Here is a 23,026-nt window from a genome sequence, read left to right on the forward strand (position 1 = left end):
GCGACCGCGGCGCCGAGCGCCGGCGGGCGACCGATTCGCGCCGTGTGGGCGAGCACGGCCGAGGTGATCAGGCCGCGAGGCCCATGGCATCCATTCGGCGGGCGTGTGCGCCCATCAACTCCGTGAACACGGGCTCGACCTTCGCCTCTTCGTCGCGGTCGAGTCGCGGGTGCGCGAGCGCGGCACGCGCGACGAGCAGCGTGTCACCGACGAGACGCCGACCCCACAGCGCCAGCAACCAGCGCCATTCCTCGTCGCTGGCGATCGTCGCCCCGAGGATCTCGACGATGGCCTGGCGATCGTCGTCGGCCTGAAGGATGCGCGCCACGCGACGGCCGGTGTCGCCGTAGCTCGAGGAGAGCGCGAGGTAGAAGTCGTCGAGCATCCCCGCGGTGATGTGCACCGACAACATCGTCTCCTGGGGACGCACGCCGTGCGTGTTGCGACGGAAGGCATCCAGAGATTCGCGGAACGGGAGCATCAGCTGCGTCGGGTCGGCGCCGCGCTCGCGGATGAGCGCGACGATCTCCTGGTGCTTGATGAGCGCCGCCCCGGCGGCGCGGGAGAGCGACTCCTTCTCGGCGAGCTCGGGCGTGGACGCGATCAACTCGCTCAGCGTCTCGAAGAAACCGAGCTGCAGGTAGGCCGCCTGACCGAGGAACGTATCGATCTCGGGGGCGAGCTCGGCGAAGTCCACGCGCATCGCGTCGCCGAGGTCTCCGCGCGAGCGCAACTGCAGCGTGCGACCGACCGGCCTGCGACGACGGAACCACTCGAACACGCTGTACAGCCTAGGCGTCGGACCCCCGAAACATGCGCCGGGTAGAGTGGACTCGCCCCGGCGACGGATCGGGGCCCCGCGCCTGTGGACGAGTGGAGGGCGTGGATCCGACTCCCCAGGCGGTCTCTCACCGCCGGAACAGGCACGCTCATGACGACTTTCGCCGACCTCGGCGTCGATCAGGACATCGTCGATGCCCTGGCATCCAAGGGCATCGTCGATGCCTTCCCGATCCAGGAACAGACCATCCCCCTCGGCCTCCCGGGCCAGGACATCATCGGCCAGGCCAAGACCGGAACGGGCAAGACGTTCGGATTCGGCATCCCCGTGGTCCAGCGCCTCGGTCAGAACCCCGAGCCGGGCGTCAAGGCACTCATCGTGGTCCCCACCCGCGAGCTCGCCGTCCAGGTCTACGAAGACATGGACATGCTGACGCAGAACCGAGCGACCAGCGTCGTCGCGATCTACGGCGGCAAGGCGTACGAGGGGCAGATCGACCAGCTGAAGGCCGGCGCGCAGATCGTCGTCGGAACGCCCGGTCGTCTGATCGATCTCGCCAACCAGCGTCTCCTGGACCTCTCGAACGCGACCGAGGTCGTGCTCGACGAGGCCGACAAGATGCTCGACCTCGGGTTCCTCGCCGACATCGAGAAGATCTTCTCGAAGGTGCCGCCCGTGCGCCACACGCAGCTCTTCTCGGCGACCATGCCCGGCCCCATCGTCGCGCTCGCCCGCCGCTTCATGTCGAACCCCATCCACATGCGCGCCAACGACCCCGATGAAGGTCTCACGCAGGCGAACATCAAGCACCTCGTCTACCGGGCGCACTCGCTCGACAAGGACGAGGTCATCGCCCGCATCCTGCAGGCCGAGGGCCGCGGCAAGAGCGTCATCTTCACGCGCACCAAGCGCGCGGCGCAGAAGCTCGTCGACGAGCTGAACGACCGCGGATTCAACGCCGCCGCCGTGCACGGCGACATGAGCCAGGAGTCGCGTGAGCGCTCGATGGCCGCGTTCAAGGCCGGCAAGCGCGACGTGCTCATCGCGACCGACGTCGCCGCGCGCGGCATCGACGTCAACGACGTCACCCACGTGATCAACCACACCATCCCCGACGACGAGAAGACCTACCTGCACCGCGCGGGTCGCACGGGCCGTGCCGGTAAGACCGGTATCGCCGTGACCTTCGTCGACTGGGACGACCTGCACAAGTGGGCGCTCATCAACCGCGCGCTGGAGTTCGGTCAGCCCGAGCCCATCGAGACGTACTCGTCGAGCCCGCACCTCTACACCGACCTCGACATCCCCGAGGGCACCAAGGGCCGTCTCGTGACCGCGCCGAAGGCGGTCCAGGCCCCGAAGGCCGACAAGACCGCGACGACGGAGGGATCGGAGGCCGCCGGCGACGGCGCCCCGCGTCGCCGCCGTCGCCGCCGCGGTGGATCCGGTGCCGGCGAGCAGGGCGCCGAGACGTCTGCTCCCCGTGCCGAGGGTGCGGGGACGCACGACGGTGGCGGCAACGAGCACCACGACGGCAACGCGGCTCCGCGCCGTCGCCGTCGCCGCCGCAGCGGAGGTTCGGGCGCGAACGCCGCACCCGTCGCCTGAGCATCGACTGTCCCGACGGCGCCGTCCCTCACGGGGGACGGCGCCGTCGCGTTCAGGGGAAGACGGGCGCCGAGCCGGTTCCGGCCGCGATCAGTCGTGCGACCATCACGTCGTCGGTGGTGTTCTCGCCGGGGATGTTGGGCTTCCCGAGACCGTGGTAATCGCTGGACCCGGTCACGATGAGGTCGCGCTCCTCCGCGAGTCGCGCGAGGGTGGCGGTGGCATCCGGAAGGTTCTCGCGGTGACGCAGCTCGAACCCCGCCAGACCCGCCGCGAGCATCGACTGGAGGACGGGACGAGGCAGGAGCGCGCGGCCGGCGGGGTGAGCGACGATCGGCACACCACCCGCACCGACGACCAACTCGACCGCGGTGACGGGGTCGGGCGCGTACAGCGAGACGTAGTACTCGTTCCGCGGGTGGAGGATGCTCGCGAACGCCTCGGTGCGATCGGTGACGATCCCCCGCGCGATCAGGGCATCGGCGATGTGCGGACGACCGACCGTCGCGCCGTCCTCGGTCTGGGCGACGATGTCGTCCCAGTCGATGTCGAAGTCGCGCGAGATGCGCTCGGCCATGATCTGCGCGCGGTCCAGGCGCGACGAGCGGATCCGGTCCGTCATGGCGCGGAGATCGTCGTCGTCCGGATCGATCAGGTACGCCAGGAGGTGGACGCTGCGCCACTCGTGCTGAGCCGACAGCTCCATGCCGGGCAGGAAGGTCATGCCGAGCGAGGACGCAGCCTCCGCGGCCTCCGCCCACCCCGACGTGGTGTCGTGATCGGTGAGCGCGGCGGTCCGGAGCCCGTGGCGGTGCGCCGCCGCCATGACCAGGGCGGGTGATTCGGTGCCGTCCGAGTGCGTCGAGTGGAGGTGAAGGTCACTCGGTCCTTCGAATCGTCGATCGCGCTCCACCCTCCGAGCGTACCGCCCGGACGCGCGCGACCGCGGCTCGCGTGGAGCCGCCGGAGAGGCCGCATCCGCCGATCTCCCAGGCGTCTCGCCTACGGTCGAGTGCGTGCGTCGTCTGTTCGGAATCGTGTTCGCGCTCGTCTGCGCCGTCGCGGCCGTGGCGCTCACCTGGCCGACCCTTTTCGGCCTCGAGCGGACGTTCCCGCTCGCCCAGGTCATCGCGTTCCGCGTGCCCATCGCCGCCGGATTCGTCGCGGCGGCCGCGCTGGCGCTGCTGTTCGCGCTCATCCGCCCCCTGCGCGCACTGGCTCTCACGCTCGCGCTGATCTTCGTCGTGGCGGCCGGCGTGAACGGCGCGACGGTGCTGCAGCGCGGGACGGGCACCGACGGGCTGCCCGAGAAGACCGACACCAGTCTGCGCGTCATGACGTGGAACACCGCGGGTTCCGCCACCTCCGCCGATTCCATCGCGCAGTTCGCGGTCGGGATGAAGGCCGACGTCGTCACCCTCCCCGAGACGACGATCGAGACCGGCACCCGTGTCGCCGAGCTCATGCGCGACATGGGACAGCCGATGTGGGCGCACCACGCCGAGTACGGCGAGTACGGCATCACCGGGTGGGATGCCACCTCCACGACGGTGCTGATCCGGCCGGAGCTCGGCGACTACAGCGTCATCGAATCCTCGCTCGACGGGTCGAGCAACACCTCGACGGTCCCGAGCGCCGTCGCGATGCCGGTGTCCGGGAACGGCCCGATCATCGTCGCCGCCCACGCCGTCGCGCCTCGCCAGGAGTACATGACGCAGTGGCGGTCCGATCTCCAGTGGCTCGCCGATCAGTGTGCGACCGACAACGTGATCCTCGCGGGCGACTTCAACGCGACACTCGACCACATGACCGGGCTGGGCGTCGGCGGCGGCACGCTGGGACGCTGCCGGGATGCGGCCTCGGAGAGCGGCAACGGCGGGATCGGCACGTGGCCGACGGATTTCCCCGCCCTGGTGGGGGCACCCATCGATCACGTGATGGCCACCCCCGACTGGACGGTCACCGGGTCCGTGGTGATGCGCACGCTCGACGGCTCCGGCAGCGACCACCGCCCCATCGTGGTGCAGTTGGAGCGCACGGCGGGCTGACGGTGCGATCGTCCCCCGGCGGTGCGAGACTGGGGTGATGGACTCCCCCGCCGACCGCGACACGATCGCCCCCGCAGAGCACAAGCCCGCCGAGACCACGACGAACCGGAAGGCGCCGTTCCCGCGCGGGTTCCTCGACACCATCTCCACCGGCTGGGCCGAGCGCCCCGAGACGGTTCCGCCGACGCGCGAGCAGGCGGCGTGGGCCGCGCGCCGCCGTGAGCGGGTGTCGGCGGCGTTCCCGGGTGAGCGTCTGGTCGTGCCCGCCGGCTCGCTGAAGCAGCGCAGCAACGACACGGACTACCCGTTCCGCGCCCACTCCGCGTTCGCTCATCTCACCGGATGGGCGTCGGATGCCGAGCCCGACTCGGTTCTCGTGTTCGAGCCCAACGGGAGCGGCCACGAGGCCGTCCTGTACTTCCGCGAGCGCGCCGATCGCACCACCCCCGAGTTCTACGCGGATGCCACGATCGGCGAGTTCTGGATCGGGCCGCGGCCCGCGCTCGCCGGTGTCGCCGCCGACCTCGGACTCCGAACGGCGCACGTGGACTCCTTCGTCGCCGCCGACGACGACCGTGTGGTGGGCATCGACGACGAGCTCACGCGCTTCGTGTCGGAACTGCGGCTCGTCAAGGACGAGTACGAGCTCGCGCAGCTCGCCCTCGCCGTCGAGGTGACGGCATCCGGGTTCGACGACATCGTCGCCGAGCTCCCCCGCATCATCGAGCACCCGCGGGGTGAGCGCGTCGTCGAGGGCGTGTTCCACCGACGGGCGCGGGCCGACGGCAACGCGGTCGGATACGACACGATCGCCGCGTCCGGTCCCCACGCCTGCTACCTGCACTGGACCCGCAACGACGGCGCCGTCGTGCGCGGCGACCTCATCCTCATCGACGCGGGTGTGGAGGTCGACAGCCTCTACACCGCCGACATCACGCGGACCCTTCCCGTCTCGGGTCGGTTCACCGAGGTGCAGCGCCGCGTGTACGAGGCCGTGCGCGAAGCGGCCGACGCCGCGTTCGCCATCGCCCGCCCGGGCGTTCCGTTCCGCCGCGTGCACGAGGCCGCGATGCAGGTGATCGCCGCCCGCGTCGCCGAGTGGGGTCTGCTCCCCGTGTCGGCGGAAGAGGCGCTGGATGCCGACCGCGGCGGCCAGCACCGTCGCTACATGGTCCACGGCACGAGCCACCACCTCGGCATCGACGTGCACGACTGCGCGCAGGCGCGCCGTGAGATGTACTACGACGGTCTGCTCGAGCCGGGCATGGTCTTCACGATCGAGCCGGGTCTGTACTTCCAGATCGATGACCTCACCGTGCCCGAGGAGTACCGCGGCATCGGGGTGCGCATCGAGGACGACATCGTGATGACCCACGACGGTCCGGTGAACCTGTCCGCGGGGATCCCCCGGACCGCGGACGAGGTCGAGGAGTGGATCGCGCGGCTCGCGCGATGACGTTCACCCCACCCGCGTCGTTCGCGACGCGGCCGACGCTGCGCGGATCCTTCGGCATGTCGGCATCCACGCACTGGACGGCCACGGCCACCGCGCAGTCGGTGCTGGAGCGCGGCGGGAACGCATTCGATGCGGCCGTCGCGGCCGCGTTCGTCCTGCACGTCGTGGAACCGCATCTGAACGGCCCCGGCGGCGACCTCGTCGCCCTGGTGCGCCCGGCGGATGCCGTCGAACCGTTCGTTCTGATGGGACAGGGGCCGGCGCCCGCGGGCGCGTCCGTGGAGGCGTTCCACCGACTCGGCCTCGACCTCGTCCCCGGGGCGGGCGGTCTCGCCGCCGCCGTGCCGGGCGCGGTGGACGCGTGGCTGCTCCTCCTCCGCGACCACGGCACCTGGGAGCTCGCCGACGTCCTGGACTACGCCAGGGGGTACGCCCGCGACGGGCACCCGCTCGTGGCCGGCGCCGCCGTGACGATCGGCCGGGTGGCCGATCTGTTCCGCGACCACTGGACGACGTCGGCCGACCTGTGGATGCCGACCGGCTCGGCGCCCGCGCCGAACACGGTCGTGCGCAATCCGGCGTACGCCGCCGTTCTCGGGGAGCTCGTCGGCGCCGGGTCGTCCGCGGAGAGCCGCCGGGAGCGGATCGACGCCGCCCGGCGCGAGTGGATGGCCACGGTGCTCCCGCGCGCTGCGGAGTTCCTTCGCACGCCGCACCGCCACTCGGACGGGCGCGACCACGCCGGCGTCCTCGACGCCGCGGACGTCTCCGAATGGCGTGCGGGCGTCGAACCCGCCGTGTCGACCTCTTTCCGGGGCTGGCAGGTCTACAAGGCCGGCGTGTGGACGCAGGGTCCGGCGATGCTCCAGGTGCTGCGGATGCTCGAGCCCCTCGCCGACGCCCGACTCGACCCCTCGACCGGTGCGGGCGCGCACACCCTCCTCGAAGCGGAGAAACTCGCCTACGCCGACCGCGATGCCTGGTTCGGCGACACGGAAGCCGCGGCCGAGATCGACGCGCTGCTCGCCGACGAGTACATCGCGGAGCGCGCCGCGCTGATCGACGCGACGGCGAGCGCCGATCTCCGTCCCGGGTCGCCCGACGGACGCCCGCCTGAGCTGCCGCCGCTCCGAACGGATGCCGGGGTCACCAGCGCCGGTACCGGCGAACCCACCGTCGACCGCCGAGGCCAGACGCGCGGAGACACCTGTCACCTCGACGTGATCGACCGCCGGGGCAACGTCGTCTCGGCCACCCCGTCCGGCGGATGGCTGCAGTCCTCTCCCGCGGTCCCCGAGCTCGGGTTCTGTCTGGGCACACGGCTGCAGGCCACATGGTTGCTGCCCGGGCATCCGGCATCCCTGGTTCCGGGCCGGCGTCCGCGCACGACGCTCACGCCGACCCTGCTGACGCGCGACCGCGAGGTCGTCGCCATCGGGTCGCCGGGCGGCGATCAGCAGGACCACTGGCAGCTGCCGGTGCTCTTGCGCATGCTCGTCGGCGGGTACGAGCCTCAACAGGCCATCGACGCCCCGACGCTGCACACCACGGCTCTCCTCGACTCGTTCTGGCCGCGCACGTGGACTCCGTCCGGCGCCGTCGTGGAGGACCGCATCGGCGACGAGGTCGTCGCGGACCTCGAACGCCGCGGACACGTCGTCCGCCGAGCGGGCGACTGGGCCCTCGGACGGGTCAGCGCCGTCGGGCGCGACGCCTCGGGTCTGCTGTGGGCCGCGGCGAACCCGCGCGGGATGCAGGGATACGCCGCCGGACGGTGACCCGGTTCTCCACAGGGTGAAAACACGCCCGGGCGCGTTTGCCTACGATCCCGCGCATGTCGTATTCGGTGGATCCCCCGCACCTGATCGGTCTCGGCGAGCGGATGCGACGCTCGCTCGACGACCTGGACGAGGTCGCCCGCGGGCTGCAGAGGGCCGCGGATTCCGCGGCCCTCGCGCTCGTGCGCGCACTTCCCGCTCATGGCGCGCTCGTCGAGCTGACCGCCGGCCGTGTCGACCTGGCACATCGGATCGTCGCGCGCGGCCGAGCGGTGCTCTCGGCGCTTCAGACCGTCGTACTCGCGTACCTCACCGCCGATGAAGATATGGTCGAGGCGGCCGAGGTCGCGGCATCGCACGCCGCTGCAGCGACGAATCCGTTCGATCCGATCGTCTTCGGACGGCGACGTCTGTGAGCGCCGCGATCACGATTCCCGATCCCCCGGCGGAGCCGCAACGCCTGCGCGAGAACGCGGCTCGCCTGCGGACGACGGCGGAACGGTATGAATTCCTGGTCACGCGGGCGCTGTTCGCCTGGAGTCTGCTGCCCGAGGGCTACCGCGCCCCGGAAGCGGACATCCTGCACGCCGCGCTCGCCACGACGCATCCGGCCGCGGAGGAGATCGCCGACGGTCTCGCCGCGGCGGGGCGTGCGCTGGAGCAGTTCGCGGACGAGATCGACGACCTCGCGCGCCGCGGCGCCCTCCTCGCCGACCGATGGGATGCCGGTCCGCCGACGGATCTCTGGGACGAGAGCGTCGGCGGACCGGCGGCGGAGCTGAACGAACGCCGCCGCGACGAGTGGCTCAGCGGCCTCTCCCGTGAAGCCGCGGGCCTCGACGAGGCATACGACGACGCGAGCCGCCGGTGCGCCCATGCGCTCCGCGCGATACCGGACGTCGCCTGGACGTCATTGGCCGCATGGAGCGGTCCCGAGAGTTCAGAGCCCGTGCGCTCCTTCTCGGATGCCGCGGGCCTCGCGCTGCTGGAACGGCTGTCCGCAGAGCCCGATCACGCGCGGCTGCTCGCGGAGCATCCCGAATGGGCGGGCATCATCCGCGGCACCGACCCCGCTCGGATCGCCGAGTGGTGGTCGCGCCTCGATCGAGGTACGGCCGACGCTCTCGTGACGCACGCGCCCGGACTGGTCGGCAACCTCGACGGGGTGGCGATCGCCGACCGTGTCGAGGCGAACCGTGGTCGCGCGAGCGAGTATCTGCGCGAGTTGCGGTCGCAACGACAGGCTCTCGAGGCGCTGCGCGCCCCTCGTTCCCGAGCGAACGCACTCGACGTACGGGATCGCCGAGCGGAACGCGCACGCCTCGACCGCGAGATCGCGTACTTCGACGCCGTCGCGAACGGCACCACGCAGCTCTACGCCTGGGATGGGGAGCACGGCTCATTGATCGAGATGGCGGGCGACCCGTCCACGGCGACGGCGGCGCTCTTCGTCGTCCCGGGCACGAACACCGACGCCGAGGCGTTCATGTCCGAGCAGCGGCTGACGCGATTCGCCGACTGGCAGGTGAAATCGGGGGGTGGCTCCGTGCTCGCCTTCACCGTGATGACCGGGCCGATGCCGCAGCTCGACATCGGCATTCTGAGAACCGGTCCGCAGTGGAACTCGATGGCCGAGGACTGCGGCCGGGCCTACGGACGATTCATCCAGGGGATGGATGCCGTGCGCCCCGACCTCTGGACGATGAGCTACGAGCACTCGTACGGCGGTGCCGTCGGCAGCGAGGCGGAGAAGCACGGCGGCGTGGTCGACACACGGTTCCTCGCGGCGAGCGTCGGGGCGATCGGCCCCTACGAGCCTCATCCCGACACCACGTACTTCGCGGCGCAAGCGCCCGACGACATCAACCGGTACTACGCCGGTGTCGGCTTCGGACCGGTGGGTTTCAGCGTGGCGCCCGAGTCGTTCCCCGGCGTGCATGTCGTCGACACGGGAATCCCCGGGTTCGATCCTTTCGCCGTGACCGCCACAGCCGTCACCGGCCAGCCGTTCTATCTCCCCCGCATCATCGACCAGAGCGTCGATCACCACAGCGCGCTGATGAGCGACGACGAGTCGATCAATGGAAAGGTTCTGAATCAGGTGAAGCAGACACTAGCTCTCGGCGGCGGGAACGCATGAAGCGACGAGCAGTCTTTCTCGCAGTCTCTCTCAGCGTCGTTCTCTTGATGGCCGGCTGTGCGCAACGACCGACTTACTCAGAGGTTCGGCAAGAAACACTCGACGCGCTCCAGCAAGTAGTCGATCTCCTCCCCGAGCCTGGCCGGATCGAACGTACGCCCGAGTTCGAGCCCTATGGATGCGACGACAAACTTCTACTGCACTCCAGGGGCGGCGGGGCGTTCTACACGGGTCAATGGAAAGTAGCGGTGCCCGACAGCTTCGACGTGGAGGCATTCCTTCAGCAGCTGCCCGATCTCCTCGGAGCCGGTTGGACGAGAGAGGAACTCGGAGTGCCGACCCAACGGGCATTCGTCTACCTGGTGCGCGATTCGCCCCGAATGACACTCTCTGCGGAGCAGTCCACCCTCGACGAAGGAAAAGCAGTCGAGCTCCTTGCGATATCTCGCTGCGGCGTCGAGGACACCTCCAGCGAGTCACCGCCCCGCTAGCGGCCGCCTAGCCCCGCCACGAACTCCCCCACGACCCCGGCCAGCCCCGCACCGATCTCCTCGGCGGGCCGACGCGCGCCCTTCACCTCGAAGGAGTGATTCGCGCCCTCGATCCAGTGGACACGGGCGTCCCGGCACGTTGCGACGACCGCGTCGAACTGCTCCCGCGGGGCGATGAACGGGTCGTTCTCCCCCTCCACGAACAGCTGCGGAGCAGAGATCGCGGGAAGATGGTCCGCCCGCGGCTTATCCGGTCGTCCCGGCGGGTGCAGCGGGTAGCCCAGGTAGACGAGCGCCCGGGGCGTGATCTCTCGCTCGGCGGCCGCGACCGAGGCCATGCGACCGCCGTACGATTTGCCCGCCGCGGCGAACGACCCGACCCCCTGCTCCGACAGCCACCCCTGCACGGCCGCCCACGTGGCGACGGCCTGAGCGGCGGGGCCGGGCATGCGTCGTCCCGCCTCGACGTACGGGAAGACGAACCGGAGCACGGAGACACCGCCCTCCACGAGGGCCGCCGCGAGCCCCTCCAAGAACGGGTGCGTCATGCCGGCGCCGGCACCGTGCGCCAACGCGACCGTCGTCTGCGCACCCGCGACGTCGGCCCACAGTCCCGACACCTCGGACTCGCCCGCCGGGAGCGCGACGGGGATCCGAACGGGACGCGCGGTCACCGGTCGTCGCGCGACGGGTTCGACTCGGGCGCCCCGTCGGAGCCGGGCTGCGACTCCGCGGGCGGCGTCGCCGAAGCGCTCTGCGGGGTCACGCGCTCCCCGTACCGCGGGGGCTCGTCGTCGACCGGACGCGACGGAGCGGGCGGACGCGGCGGCACCGCAGGACCCGCGGCGCCGGGGTTCTGCACCCGCTCGCCGTACAGCGGCGGAGCCGTGTCGGCCGGTGCGGCCGGACGCGCCACGACGGTGCGGGACGCGCCGACGGGTCCGAGGATGCCACGCGCCTTCGCGAGGCTCGGAGCGGCGACGCACACGTCGTAGTGGTCGGCGGTCACCTGCATGACGGACGCGAAGTCGCGTCGACGACGCACGATCGAGTACGTGCCGAGGCTCAGGAGCATGCCGAGTGCCATACCGACCAGCAGCACGCCGAGGAACGCCGAGATCTGCGCCGTGGGCGTGCCGAGCACGAAGATGAACGCGAACAGCAGGCCCAGCATCAGACCGTTCAGGGCTCCCGAACGCGCCGCCGTGGCGTAACCGAGACGGCCGGTGATGCGCTCGATCGAGCGGAGCCCGGATCCGACGATCGCGATGTCGCGCGCGGGGACCTCGCCCGCGATGAGCGAGGAGACCGCCTTCTGCGCCTTCTCGTACGTCGGGAACGACGCGACCTTCTCGCCGACCTCGTCCCGACCCGCTCCCATCTGCCCCGCGAACATGCTCATTTCCCCATCTTGTCACGCGGCCCCGCCGCCACGGTCGGCTCCCCCGAGGGTTCGCGGACTACGCTGGGACGGTGAGCACGCAAAGGGTTTTCGTCGCCCGCTTGGCGGGCTGCACGGTGTTCGATCCCGCGGGAGACCGCCTCGGGAAAGTGCGCGACGTCGTGGTGATCTACCGCGCGTCGGATGCGCCGCGCGTCGTGGGCCTCGTCGTCGAGATCCCCGGCCGACGACATGTGTTCGTGTCCATCGGGCGCGTCACCTCCATCCAGGCCGGTCAGGTCATCACGACCGGCCTCATCAACGTCCGCCGCTTCCAGCAGCGCGGCGGCGAGGTGCGGGTCATGGCCGAGATGCTCGGCCGCCGCGTCCACCTGGTCGACGGCTCCGGCGACGCCGTGATCGAAGACGTCGCGATCGAACGCAATCGTCTCGGCGAGTGGGACGTGGGACAGCTGTTCCTGCGCCGCCCGCGCACGAGCGCGTCCCCGTTCGCGAAGGGGGCGACGACGTTCGCCGCCTGGAGCGCGGTGCGCGAGAACCAGACCCCCGGAGAAGCCCAGTCCGCCGAGCAGCTCGTCGCGACGTACTCCGAGCTGAAGCCCGCCGACCTCGCCAACACGCTTCTCGACCTGCCCGAGGAGCGCCTCATCGAGGTGGCCGAGGAGCTCAGCGACGACCGCCTCGCCGACGCCCTCGAAGAGATGCCCGAGGACGAGCAGGTGCACATCCTCGAGCAGCTCGGCGACGAACGCGCCGCCGACATCCTGGATGCCATGGAGCCCGACGACGCGGCCGACCTCCTCGGCCAGCTCCCCGAGTCGCGTTCCGAGCAGCTCCTCGAGCTGATGGAGCCCGAAGAGGCCGACGACGTCCGCGCCCTGCTGCAGTACGGCCCCGACACCGCCGGTGGCCTGATGACGCCCGAGCCGATCGTGCTGTCGGCGGATGCCACGGTGGCCGAGGCCCTCGCGCTGATCCGTCGTCACGAGCTGCACCCCGCGCTCGCGGCATCCGTGTTCATCACCCTCCCGCCGTACGAGACGCCCACGGGCCGGCTGCTGGGGACCGTGCACTTCCAACGCATGCTCCGCTACCCCCCGCACGAGCGTCTCGGCGCGATCATCGACGACACCCTCGAGCCCGTGCCCGCGGACGCCTCGGCGGCCGAGGTCGCGCGCCTGCTGGCGAGCTACAACCTGGTCTCGCTGCCCGTCGTCGATCAGGCGCACCGTCTCGTCGGCTGCGTCAGCGTCGACGACGTGCTCGACTATCTGCTGCCCGACGACTGGCGCACGCACGACAGCGATGATCCGAAACCCAAGGCGACGATCAGACCGACCGCGACCGCGAGTATCCCCCAGATCACGACCCACACCCCGAGGAGGCGCTGATGGCACGTGCACAACGACAGACCGCCCTCGACGCCCCGCGCGGGCGCACCGGCATGCTCGCCCCCCGCGCGCCGCAGCCCTCACGCGACCGCTTCGGCCGCTTCACGGAGTGGGTGGCGCGCGCGATGGGAACCCCGACGTTCCTCCTCTCGCTGACGCTGTTCTGCGTCGTGTGGATGGGGTGGAACTCCCTCATGCCCGACGAGCTGCGCTTCGACTCCGCCGCCATCGGGTTCACCGCATTGACCCTCGTGCTGTCGCTGCAGGCGTCGTACGCGGCTCCGCTGATCCTGCTCGCCCAGAACCGGCAGGACGACCGCGACCGGGTGCAGATCGAGCAGGATCGTCAGCGCGCCGAGCGCAACCTCGCGGACACGGAGTACCTGGCCCGCGAGATCGTGGCCCTGCGCATGGCCGTGCGCGATCTGACCGACGAGGTCATCACGAAGGAGAGCCTGCGCGCCGAGCTCAAGGCGGCGCTGGAACGTCTCGACGACCACGACGCCGCCGAGACGAAGTCGGCGACGTCGTGAGCGAGGCGGTCGCCGACCGCGTGCGCACCGCGGTGGCCGCCGTCACCGACCCGGAGTTGCGTCGCCCGATCGGCGAGCTCGACATGGTGCGCGACATCGCTGTGCGCGACGGCGTCGCCGAGGTCGGTATCGCTCTGACGATCGTCGGATGCCCCGCCGCCGACCGGATCGAACGCGACGTCCGGGCCGCGGCGGCGTCTGTGGCGGGAGTCTCGTCGGTCGAGGTGGCCGTCGGGGTGATGTCGCCCGACGAGCGTCGTGCGCTGACGGAACGCCTCCGGGGCGGCCGCGCGAAGCGCGAGATGCCGTTCGGACCCGATTCGCTCACCCGTGTCATCGCCGTGACCAGCGGCAAGGGGGGCGTGGGCAAGTCGACGCTCACCGCGAATCTCGCCGTCGCCCTCGCCGCTCGTGGTCTGCGGGTGGGACTCGTGGATGCCGATGTCCACGGCTTCTCCATCCCGGGCCTACTGGGCCTCGTCGACGCCGATGGGCTGCCCCCGGCGCCCACCCGCCTCGATGACCTGATCCTCCCGCCGGTGGCGTACGGCGTGAAGGTGATCTCGATCGGGATGTTCCTGCGCCGTCCGGGCGAGGAGGCCGCCGGCGCGGTCGCGTGGCGCGGCCCCATGCTCCACCGGACCGTCCAGCAGTTCCTGACGGACGTGTACTTCGGCGACCTCGATGTGCTCCTGCTCGACATGCCGCCGGGCACCGGCGATGTCGCGATCTCGGTCGGACAACTCCTCCCCCACGCGGACGTCCTGGTCGTGACGACCCCGCAGGCCGCCGCCGCCGACGTGGCCGTGCGGTCGGGTGTCGTGGCGCGCCAGACGGGTCAGACGCCCATCGGCGTCATCGAGAACATGGCCGCGATGGCCCTGCCCGACGGGACTCTGCTCGACCTGTTCGGCTCGGGCGGCGGCGAAGCGGTCGCCCGCGCGCTGTCGAACGAGGGTCACGACGTGCCACTGCTGGCATCCGTCCCGCTGAGTCCCGCGCTCAGGACCGGCGGCGACGACGGCCGCCCCGTCGTGATCTCCCAGCCGGACGACCCCGCCTCGATCGCCATCGACGCGGCGGCGGCGGCTCTCGCGGTGCGCCCGCGGGGGTTGTCGGGACGCTCGCTGCCGCTGCGCCTCGGCTAAGGATCAGGTGGCTTCGTCGTCGAACGGCGGAGTCTCACCCGGGACGAAGATCGGGGCGACGGCCGGCTTGTCGGATGCCGCCTGCGTCGCGAGCGCGGCGGCGCCGGCGGCGCGCATCGTCGCCGTCGGAGTGTCTTCGAGGAGCGCCTCACGGATGATGCGGCGGGGGTCGTACTGCCGCGGGTCGAGCTTGCGCCAGTCGACGTCGTCGAACTCGGGACCCATCTCGTCGCGCATGCGCGTCTTGGCGCCCTGCATCGCCTCGCGCGCACGCTTGCTCAGGCGAGCCAGCGACTCCGCATACTTCGGGAGACGCTCCGGTCCGATGATGAGTGCGGCGATCACACCGATCAGCAGAAGCTTCTCGATCGTGAGCCCGAAGAACATGAGTTCAGATTACCCGCCGCGCCTCGGCCGTCCGCACCACCCACCCGTCTAGCCTGAGCGGGGAGGTCCACGTGAGCGGTTACGAGGCGAACGAGCGGTTCGTGCAGGAGTCGACGGTCGAGCCGGAGCACATCGCCCGCGCGCGGGCGCACGCGCTCGAGCTCGGAGCGGCGCCGATCAGCCCCGCCGTCGGCGCGCAGATCGCCGTGCTCGCCGCGGCATCCCGAGCCCTCAACGTCGTCGAGGTCGGCACGGGCGGAGGCGTCTCGGGCCTCTGGCTCCTCCACGGCTCGCCGCGCGCGACGCTCACCACGATCGACAGCGAACCGGAGCACCTCGGGGCCGCCCGCGCGGCCTTCGCCGAGGCCCGGATTCCCGCGGCTCGCGCCCGGTTCATCACCGGCCGCGCCGCCGACGTCCTCCCGCGTATGAACGAGGCGTCCTACGACATCGTCCTCATCGACGCCGACGCCGAGGGAGTCATCGAGTACGTCGAGCACGGCCTGCGTCTGGTGCGTGCCGGGGGCACGGTCCTCGTCCCGCGCGTGCTCGCCGGCGGGTCAGTGGCCGACCCCGTCCGCCGCGATGCCGTCACGACCGCGTACCGCTCGCTGATCCAGGAGGTGCAGACCTCCCCCGCCGTCTTCGGCGCCCTGTCGACCACCGGCGAGGGACTCCTCCAACTGACGACGGTCACCCCGATCACCTGAGAGGCGTGATCGCCTCACCCCTCCACCGACGACGAAGGCCGGCCCCCGCGGGGACCGGCCTTCGTCGAAGATGCGTCAGGCTGCGCCGACGACACCGCCGAGAACGTCGTACAGTTCTTTGGCCTCGGCGTCGTTGACGGACACCACCAGGCGCCCGCCGCCTTCGAGCGGAACACGCACGATGATGAGCCGGCCCTCCTTCACGGCCTCCATCGGTCCGTCACCGGTACGCGGCTTCATGGCTGCCATCGCGGCCCCCTTTTCGTCGTTGGTCTACGGACTAGTTTAGTCGGTCCTCGGAGTACCCCGAGTTGCCGCGCCTCTCGCGGTGGCGTCACGCGAGGTCACGGGATCTGCCAGTACGTGTTCCCCAGGCCGTACATGTTGTAGATCCACCACCACTGACCGAGCAGCGCGGCCGCCAGCACGGCGACGCGCCAGGTGCGCGAAGGGGGGACGGCCAGCGCTCCCCACAGCGGCGAGATCGGCACGAGAAGCCGGAAGACACTCGACTGCGGGAAGAACACCAGCAGCAGATAGATGAGATAGCTCGCCGACCAGAGGCGCAGCTCGACACCCAGACGCTTCACCTGCGGGGCGAACAGCAGCACCGCAGCGGTTCCGAGCACGAGGAGCACGAGCGCCACGTACCCGGCCACCGGGCCCAGGCCCCACTGCGTGAACCAGAATCCGGCCGCCTGGATCCACCCGTCGACGGGGATGAAGCCCCCGGCGCTGTCGGCGATCCAGTTGCGCCGCCAGGCGAGCTCGGTGGCGAGGTACGCCCCGGAATCGCCCGTCACGACGGCTGCGATGAACTGCCAGGCGAACCCGACCACGACCGCCACGCCGGCGACCCCGACGAGGTGCGCGACGTCGCGCAGCGGCAGCGGCTCCGCTCGACGTCGCAAGAACCGGTGAAGGCCGTACAGCCCGAGGAAGAGCGCGAAGGCCAGGATGCCGGGACGCGTGAACCCCATCACGGGGACGAGGAGATACAGCCACACCCAGCGACGCCGCTGCACGCAACGCAGAGCGAGGAAGAGCAGGAAGAGGAAGAGCGACTCGGCGTATCCGACCTGGAACATCGCGGCGAGCGGTCCGCAGGCGAAGAACGCGACCGCCCACATCGCGGCCGATCCGCCGATGCGCTCCCGCAGCAGTCCGTCGAGGACGACGCTCGCGCCGAAGCCCGAGAGCAGCGAGATGACGACCGCGCCCGCGGCCCACGAGCCGAGGATCGTCCCGAGGCCCGCGGCCAGATACGGGAACACCGGCAGGAAGGCCCACGCGTTCTCGGCGACGCCGCCCTGCGCGGTCAGGGGAAGCTCGGCCGGGTATCCGTTGACGGCCGCGAACCAGTACCACTGGGCATCCCAGCCGAGCGCCAGCTCGCCGAGGGAGGGCGCGACCCCGTACCGGGACCCGGGCCCCGACAGCGCCGCGGCGAGCAGGAAGAAACCGGTCGTCACCAGACGGGCCGCGATGTAGACGACCGCGATCCTCGCCACCACGGGCCAGCCCTGCCAGGAGCGCGCCCGGGCAGGGGTCGCGGTCTCCGTGCTCACGATCCGGTCAGCCAGGACCGCAGCCCGCGCTCGACGGACTCGATCTGCGCGAGCGGGACGCGTTCCTCGTCGTGGTGCGCGAGGTGCGGGTCGCCGGGACCGTAGTTGACGGCCGGGATGCCGAGAGCCGAGAACCGCGCGACATCGGTCCAGCCGTACTTCGGCTGGGGGGTGGCGCCGACGGCGGCGACGAAGTCCCGGGCGAGGGCGGCATCCAATCCGGGGCGAGCTCCCTCGGCGACGTCGACGATCTCGATGTCGAATCCGGTGAACACGTCGCGCACCACCCGCTCGGCGGCGGCCGCGTCGCGGCTGGGGGCGAAGCGGTAGTTGACCTCCACCTCGCACGCGTCGGGGATGACGTTGCCGGCCACACCGCCGCTGATGCGCACCGCGTTCAGACCTTCTCGGTAGACGAGGCCCTCGACCTCGATCTCCCGGGCACGGTACTCCGCGAGACGTGTCAGGATCGGGGCGGCCTTGTGGATCGCATTCTCGCCGATCCACGAGCGGGCGCTGTGCGCGCGGACGCCGGCGGTCCGGACGAGCGCCCGCAGCGTGCCGTTGCAGCCGCCCTCGACCTCTCCGTTGCTCGGCTCGCCGAGGATCGCGAAGTCGCCCACGAAGAGGTCGGGACGGTTGCGGGCGAGTCGGCCGAGGCCGTTGAGCGACGAGTCGACCTCTTCGTGGTCGTACCACATCCACGTGATGTCGACAGGAGGGGAGGTCAGCTCGACGGCCAGCTTGAGCTGTACGGCGACGCCCGCCTTCATGTCGACCGTGCCGCGCCCCCAGAGGAAGGGCTCCCCGTCGATCTCGCGGTTCTGCACCGGCAGGTTGTCGTTGATCGGAACCGTGTCGATGTGGCCGGCGATCACGACCCGGCGGTCGCGTCCGAGATTCGTGCGGGCGACGATCGTGTCGCCGTCGCGGATCACCTCGAGGTGAGGGTGTCCGGAGACCGCCGCCTCGATGGCATCCGCGAGCGAGGTCTCGTCGCCGGAGACGCTGGGGATGTCGCAGATCGCCCGGGTGATCTCGACGGAGGACGCGGTCAGGTCGAGCGTGGGCATGCGTCCGATCCTACCCAGGGCGCCCCGCTAGCCTGTCGGAGTGACGAACGAACGACTGATCACCGGTACCGGCCTCTCCACCATCGCAGCGGACGGGACGGTGTTGGACGCGTGGTTCCCCGCTCCCGCGCTCGGCACGACCGACGCCGGCGCGGACCACGCCCTCGCCGACCTCGCGGGCCCCGACGATCGCCGCGCCGTGCACGTGGAGGTCGTCACGGTGACGATCGACGCGGATGCCGCGCCGGCCTCGACCGTGGACGCGTACCTCCGGCTGCAGGCCCTGTCGCACCGGCTCGTCCGCCCGAACGAGATCTCGCTCGACGGCATCTTCGCGCACCTGCCCAATGTCGCGTGGACCACCGCCGGCCCGATGCACCCCGACGACGCGACGCGCCTGCGTCCCGCGCTGCTGCGCCATGGCATCCAGATCCAGGGCCTCGACAAGTTCCCGCGCCTGCTCGACTACGTCACGCCCGCCGGTGTCCGCATCGCCGACGCGTCCCGCGTCCGTCTGGGCGCCTACCTCTCCCCCGGCACGACGGTCATGCACGAGGGCTTCGTGAACTTCAACGCCGGGACCCTCGGGTCCTCGATGATCGAGGGCCGCGTCTCGCAGGGCGTGGTGATCGGCGACGGGACCGACATCGGCGGGGGCGCGTCCATCATGGGGACGCTGTCCGGCGGTGGCACGCACCGCGTCTCGATCGGCGCGCGGACGCTCCTCGGTGCCAACGCCGGGATCGGGATCTCGCTGGGCGACGACTGCGTCGTGGAGGCCGGGTTGTACGTCACCGCGGGCACGAAGGTGCGCGTCGGCGACGAGACCGTCAAGGCCGGGGAGCTGTCGGGCCGCGACGGCATCCTGTTCCGCCGCAACTCGCTGACGGGCGCCGTCGAGGCCTCGGCGCGTGCCGGTGTCGGCGTCATGCTCAACGCCGCGCTGCACGCCTGACCTGCCCTCGATAAACGCTCTCCCCGGCGAGACACGGCGCCTCGTGGCGTGTCTCGCCGGGGAGGGCGTTTCTCGCGTGCGGTGTGGCCGTCGCGCACGCGCGGACGGGCGCCGCAGCGAAACGCCCCGCCCCTCGCGAGAGGGGCGGGGCGTGTGCGCTCGGATCAGACGGCGCCGGGGTAGTCGCGCTGCGCGGCCCCCGTGTACAGCTGCTGCGGACGGCCGATCTTCGTCTGCGGGTCGGTGATCGCCTCGCGCCACTGCGCCAGCCACCCGGGGAGACGCCCGATGGCGAAGAGCACCGTGAACATGCGCGTCGGGAAACCCATCGCCTTGTAGATGACGCCGGTGTAGAAGTCGACGTTCGGGTAGAGGCGACGCTCCTTGAAGTAGTCGTCCTCGAGGGCGATCTGCTCGAGCTCCTTGGCGAGGTCGAGCAGCGGGTCGCTCACGCCGAGAGCCTCGAGCACCTCGTCCGCGGCACCCTTCACGAGCTTCGCGCGCGGGTCGTAGTTCTTGTAGACGCGGTGCCCGAAGCCCATGAGCTTCACGCCGTCTTCCTTGTTCTTCACGCGCTCGACGAACCGCTCGACGCTCTCGCCCGAGTCGCGGATGCGTCCGAGCATCTGCAGCACGGCCTCGTTCGCTCCGCCGTGCAGCGGGCCGGAGAGCGCCTGGATGCCGGCCGAGATCGACGCGAATTGGTTGGCTCCCGTGGAGCCCACCAGACGAACGGTCGACGTCGAGGCGTTCTGCTCGTGGTCGGCGTGCAGCATGAGCAGGAGGTCGAGGGCCTTCGTCATGACCGGGTTGACCTGATAGATCTCGCTCAGCACGCCGAAGTTCAGCTTGAGGAAGTTGTCGACGAAGCTCAGCGAGTTGTCGGGGTACAGGAACGCCTGGCCGATGCTCTTCTTGTGCGCGTACGCCGCGATCACGGGGAGCTTGGCGAGCATGCGCACCGTGTTCAGCTCGACGTGCTCGGGGTTGTGCGGGTCGGACTCGGACTCGTAGTAGGTCGAGAGCGCCGCGGTCGCGGCCGAGAGCACCGACATCGGGTGCGCGGTCGGAGGAAGCGACGAGAAGAAGCGCTTCAGGTCTTCGTGCAGGAGCGTGTGACGGCGGATGCGCTCGTCGAACTCCGCCAGCTCGGATGCCGAGGGCAGCTCGCCGTAGATGAGGAGCCACGCGACCTCGAGATAGGTGCTGTGCTGCGCCAGCTGCTCGATCGGGTACCCGCGGTAGCGCAGGATTCCCTGGTCACCGTCGATGAAGGTGATGTTCGACTTGGTCGAAGCGGTGTTGACGAAGCCGTAGTCGAGCGTGGTGTGACCGGTCTGCCGGGTCAGTGACGCGACGTCGATGCTCGGGATCCCGTCGGTGCCCCGGAGGACCGGGAATTCGGCGGTGGTGCCCCCCACCGAGAGGGTGGCCTTGTCGTGCTCGATACCCGCGTCGCTCACCGCGCCTCCTTGCGATTTCTGGTCGCCCTTGTCGTCCGGACCGTGGTCCGCGGCCGGGATCCGACTGTGCGATTCCCGACACGGCACCCGGCGGAGGGTGGTCCGCTCGAAGTGCCCCTACAGCCTATCGGGGCCGACGACGTACAGATGACATCGCCAAAGGATGCCCCCTCCCGATGGAGGGATCCTCCTGTCCTCGCGCCTCAGGGCGCCAGGCGCTCGGCCGCGGCGGCGATGCGCTCGTCCGTGGCCGTCAGCGAGAAGCGGACGTGCTGGGGGAAATGCGTGCCGTAGAAGTGCCCGGGACCGACCAGGATGCCGAGATCGGCGAGGCGTCCGACGCTGTCCCACGCATCCCGCCCTTCGGTCGCCCACAGGTACAGACCGCCCTCGCTGCGGTCGACGCGGAACCCGGCGGCCTCGACCGCGGGCTTCAGCACCGCGCGGCGGCGGGCGTAGCGCTCGCGCTGCTCCGCGACGTGCGCGTCGTCGCCGAGCGCGACCGTCATGGCGCGCTGCACCGGAGCGGGCGGCATGAGCCCGAGGTGCTTGCGACCGGTCAGCAGACGGGCCACGACCTCGGGGTCGCCGGCGAGGAACGCCGCGCGATATCCCGCGAGGTTCGACTGCTTGCTGAGGGAGTAGACCGAGAGCACACCGGAGAGGTCGTCACCCACGACCGCCGGATCCAGCACGCTCGGGACGCCCGCCGTGTCCCAGGGAGCGTCCCAGCCGAGCTCGGCGTAGCACTCGTCGGAGGCCAGCACCGCACCGAGGGCTCGAGCCCGGGTCACGGCATCCGCGAGTTCGTCCGTCGACAGCACGCGGCCGTCGGGGTTCCCCGGCGAATTGATCCACACCAGGCGGGTGTTCTCGGGCCATTCGGCGGGATCGTCGGATGCCACGGCATCCGCGCCCACGAGACGGGCGCCGACCTCGTAGGTCGGGTAGGCCGCCCGGGGGTGGACGACGGCGTCCCCGGGACCGATCCCGAGGAGCAGCGGCAGCAGGGCGACGAGTTCTTTCGACCCCACGGTGGGCAGCACGTGCGCGGGTGTGAGACCGGGGACGCCGCGGCGCCGGGCGTACCAGTCCACGATCGCCTCACGCAGCGCGGGAGTCCCCATCGTCTGGGGATAGGCGTGCGCGTCGGTCGCCGCCGCGAGCGCCTCGGCCACGACGGCCGGAGTCGGGTCGACGGGCGAACCGATCGAGAGGTCGACGATGCCGGCGGGATGACGGCGGGCGCGCTCCGCGTACGGAGCGACCGCGTCCCAGGGGTAGTCGGCGAGATCGGCGACGCCCACGGGTCAGTGGCTCTGCGGGGGGAGCGCCGAGATCACCGGGTGATCCTTGGCGATCACACCGACCTTGGCCGCACCGCCGGGGGAACCGATGTCGTCGAAGAACTCGACATTGGCCTTGTAGTAGTCCGACCACTCTTCGGGGAGGTCGTCCTCGTAGTAGATCGCCTCGACGGGGCAGACGGGCTCGCACGCACCGCAGTCGACGCATTCGTCGGGGTGGATGTAGAGCGACCGCTCACCCTCGTAGATGCAGTCGACGGGACACTCGTCGATGCACGCGCGATCCTTGACATCGACACACGGGAGGGCGATCACGTAAGTCACCCGCTCAGTCTACGCGTGACGGCGACGGGGACCGGGCCGCGCGCCGGTGTCCTATGATCCGTCGGCGGGCTCGGGGCGCATCTTCGACAGGTCGGGGAAGAAGGCCACCAGGGCGAGCAGGATCGGTCCGACGAAGGTCCAGGCGATCGCGATCCATTCGGTGTCGGGTGTGGCGGCGGCCACGATCGCGGAGCCGCCCGGGCCGACCTGCGAGAACAGGTACGTCGCGGCGATGATCCCGAGTCCGCCCGCGATGGCGTTGACCCGGTCCTGCGTCAGCGTGCGCAGGGCGATGAGGAGTCCCGCGCATCCCACGATCCCGAGGATGAGCCCGACCGGGACGAACCCGAGACGGAAGGCATGTCCGACGGTGGCCGCGGTCCCGTAGAAGGCACCGACGACGAACGCGACGATCCACCCGATGACGCGAACGATCCCTGAACCCACGACGTCAGTCTAGGCG

The 23,026-nt window shown here is 70.8% G+C and carries 23 protein-coding genes; 11 read left to right on the forward strand and 12 right to left on the reverse strand.

Annotation, left to right across the window (positions count from 1 at the left end; genetic code table 11):
• Nucleotides 1–67: 67 nt before the first annotated feature.
• Nucleotides 68–781: a ferritin-like fold-containing protein gene (locus tag BGO45_RS03155; protein WP_076490142.1), complete on the reverse strand. Its 714-nt coding sequence runs from the start codon at nt 779–781 to the stop codon at nt 68–70.
• 150 nt (nt 782–931) lie between these two features.
• On the opposite strand from BGO45_RS03155, the gene BGO45_RS03160 reads away from it, so the two are divergent.
• Nucleotides 932–2,389 (forward strand): DEAD/DEAH box helicase, encoded by a 1,458-nt coding sequence (locus BGO45_RS03160; RefSeq protein ID WP_292690861.1) that lies wholly within the window; start codon nt 932–934, stop codon nt 2,387–2,389.
• A 52-nt stretch (nt 2,390–2,441) separates the two neighbouring features.
• On the opposite strand, the gene BGO45_RS03165 is transcribed toward BGO45_RS03160, so the two are convergent.
• Nucleotides 2,442–3,302, reverse strand: a complete 861-nt coding sequence (locus tag BGO45_RS03165; protein WP_292690863.1) for a PHP domain-containing protein — start codon at nt 3,300–3,302, stop codon at nt 2,442–2,444.
• Between the two features lie 103 nt (nt 3,303–3,405).
• On the opposite strand from BGO45_RS03165, the gene BGO45_RS03170 reads away from it, so the two are divergent.
• From BGO45_RS03170 to BGO45_RS03190, 5 genes are read left to right on the forward strand one after another with little or no spacing between them, the layout of a single operon-like run.
• On the forward strand, nt 3,406–4,437 hold the full coding sequence (locus BGO45_RS03170) for an endonuclease/exonuclease/phosphatase family protein (RefSeq protein ID WP_292690865.1): 1,032 nt from the start codon (nt 3,406–3,408) through the stop codon (nt 4,435–4,437).
• Nucleotides 4,438–4,474: 37 nt separating this feature from the next.
• Complete coding sequence (locus BGO45_RS03175) at nt 4,475–5,893, forward strand: aminopeptidase P family protein (protein ID WP_292690867.1); 1,419 nt, start codon at nt 4,475–4,477, stop codon at nt 5,891–5,893.
• Entirely contained in the window at nt 5,890–7,671 is a 1,782-nt protein-coding gene (locus BGO45_RS03180; protein WP_292690869.1) for a gamma-glutamyltransferase family protein, read from the forward strand. Before BGO45_RS03175 ends, BGO45_RS03180 begins: the two co-directional genes overlap by 4 nt.
• 56 nt (nt 7,672–7,727) lie before the next feature.
• Nucleotides 7,728–8,087, forward strand: coding sequence for a hypothetical protein (locus BGO45_RS03185; protein ID WP_292690871.1), 360 nt, complete (start codon nt 7,728–7,730; stop codon nt 8,085–8,087).
• Entirely contained in the window at nt 8,084–9,811 is a 1,728-nt protein-coding gene (locus BGO45_RS03190; RefSeq protein ID WP_292690873.1) for a hypothetical protein, read from the forward strand. Before BGO45_RS03185 ends, BGO45_RS03190 begins: the two co-directional genes overlap by 4 nt.
• Before the next feature lie 487 nt (nt 9,812–10,298).
• On the opposite strand, the gene BGO45_RS03195 is transcribed toward BGO45_RS03190, so the two are convergent.
• Nucleotides 10,299–10,976 (reverse strand): alpha/beta family hydrolase, encoded by a 678-nt coding sequence (locus BGO45_RS03195; protein WP_292690875.1) that lies wholly within the window; start codon nt 10,974–10,976, stop codon nt 10,299–10,301.
• Complete coding sequence (locus tag BGO45_RS03200) at nt 10,973–11,704, reverse strand: general stress protein (protein ID WP_292690877.1); 732 nt, start codon at nt 11,702–11,704, stop codon at nt 10,973–10,975. Before BGO45_RS03200 ends, BGO45_RS03195 begins: the two co-directional genes overlap by 4 nt.
• 71 nt (nt 11,705–11,775) lie before the next feature.
• On the opposite strand from BGO45_RS03200, the gene BGO45_RS03205 reads away from it, so the two are divergent.
• Genes BGO45_RS03205 through BGO45_RS03215 form a run of 3 tightly spaced genes read left to right on the forward strand, consistent with a single transcriptional unit; the run spans nt 11,776 to nt 14,776 of the window.
• Nucleotides 11,776–13,095, forward strand: coding sequence for a magnesium transporter (locus BGO45_RS03205; RefSeq protein ID WP_076490133.1), 1,320 nt, complete (start codon nt 11,776–11,778; stop codon nt 13,093–13,095).
• Nucleotides 13,095–13,628, forward strand: coding sequence for a DUF1003 domain-containing protein (locus tag BGO45_RS03210; protein WP_076490132.1), 534 nt, complete (start codon nt 13,095–13,097; stop codon nt 13,626–13,628). Before BGO45_RS03205 ends, BGO45_RS03210 begins: the two co-directional genes overlap by 1 nt.
• Complete coding sequence (locus tag BGO45_RS03215; RefSeq protein ID WP_292690881.1) at nt 13,625–14,776, forward strand: Mrp/NBP35 family ATP-binding protein; 1,152 nt, start codon at nt 13,625–13,627, stop codon at nt 14,774–14,776. The genes BGO45_RS03210 and BGO45_RS03215 overlap by 4 nt, the downstream gene beginning before the upstream one ends.
• A gap of 3 nt (nt 14,777–14,779) precedes the next feature.
• On the opposite strand, the gene BGO45_RS03220 is transcribed toward BGO45_RS03215, so the two are convergent.
• Nucleotides 14,780–15,163, reverse strand: coding sequence for a hypothetical protein (locus BGO45_RS03220; protein ID WP_076490130.1), 384 nt, complete (start codon nt 15,161–15,163; stop codon nt 14,780–14,782).
• A 71-nt stretch (nt 15,164–15,234) separates the two neighbouring features.
• On the opposite strand from BGO45_RS03220, the gene BGO45_RS03225 reads away from it, so the two are divergent.
• The gene (locus tag BGO45_RS03225) at nt 15,235–15,873 is read left to right on the forward strand and encodes an O-methyltransferase (protein ID WP_076490129.1); all 639 of its coding nucleotides are present in this window, start codon (nt 15,235–15,237) and stop codon (nt 15,871–15,873) included.
• A 75-nt stretch (nt 15,874–15,948) separates the two neighbouring features.
• On the opposite strand, the gene BGO45_RS03230 is transcribed toward BGO45_RS03225, so the two are convergent.
• The 3 genes from BGO45_RS03230 to dapE form a co-directional block, all read right to left on the reverse strand.
• The gene (locus BGO45_RS03230) at nt 15,949–16,122 is read right to left on the reverse strand and encodes a DUF3117 domain-containing protein (RefSeq protein ID WP_076490128.1); all 174 of its coding nucleotides are present in this window, start codon (nt 16,120–16,122) and stop codon (nt 15,949–15,951) included.
• Between the two features lie 95 nt (nt 16,123–16,217).
• A complete protein-coding gene (locus BGO45_RS03235; RefSeq protein WP_292690890.1) occupies nt 16,218–17,441 on the reverse strand; it encodes a hypothetical protein in 1,224 nt (407 codons plus the stop codon).
• A complete protein-coding gene (gene dapE, locus BGO45_RS03240) occupies nt 17,438–18,514 on the reverse strand; it encodes a succinyl-diaminopimelate desuccinylase (RefSeq protein WP_292690892.1) in 1,077 nt (358 codons plus the stop codon). Before dapE ends, BGO45_RS03235 begins: the two co-directional genes overlap by 4 nt.
• A 40-nt stretch (nt 18,515–18,554) precedes the next feature.
• On the opposite strand from dapE, the gene dapD reads away from it, so the two are divergent.
• Nucleotides 18,555–19,469, forward strand: a complete 915-nt coding sequence (dapD, locus tag BGO45_RS03245) for a 2,3,4,5-tetrahydropyridine-2,6-dicarboxylate N-succinyltransferase (RefSeq protein ID WP_292690894.1) — start codon at nt 18,555–18,557, stop codon at nt 19,467–19,469.
• Nucleotides 19,470–19,633: 164 nt separating this feature from the next.
• On the opposite strand, the gene BGO45_RS03250 is transcribed toward dapD, so the two are convergent.
• The 4 genes from BGO45_RS03250 to BGO45_RS03265 form a co-directional block, all read right to left on the reverse strand.
• Entirely contained in the window at nt 19,634–20,932 is a 1,299-nt protein-coding gene (locus BGO45_RS03250) for a citrate synthase (protein ID WP_292690896.1), read from the reverse strand.
• Nucleotides 20,933–21,135: 203 nt separating this feature from the next.
• Nucleotides 21,136–22,239 (reverse strand): succinyldiaminopimelate transaminase, encoded by a 1,104-nt coding sequence (gene dapC, locus BGO45_RS03255; protein WP_292690897.1) that lies wholly within the window; start codon nt 22,237–22,239, stop codon nt 21,136–21,138.
• 3 nt (nt 22,240–22,242) lie between these two features.
• Complete coding sequence (gene fdxA / locus BGO45_RS03260; RefSeq protein WP_022878250.1) at nt 22,243–22,563, reverse strand: ferredoxin; 321 nt, start codon at nt 22,561–22,563, stop codon at nt 22,243–22,245.
• A gap of 51 nt (nt 22,564–22,614) precedes the next feature.
• A complete protein-coding gene (locus BGO45_RS03265; protein WP_292690901.1) occupies nt 22,615–23,010 on the reverse strand; it encodes a histidinol dehydrogenase in 396 nt (131 codons plus the stop codon).
• Nucleotides 23,011–23,026: the final 16 nt, after the last annotated feature.

Source organism: Microbacterium sp. 71-36 (assembly GCF_001898305.1).
GTDB lineage: Bacteria > Actinomycetota > Actinomycetes > Actinomycetales > Microbacteriaceae > Microbacterium.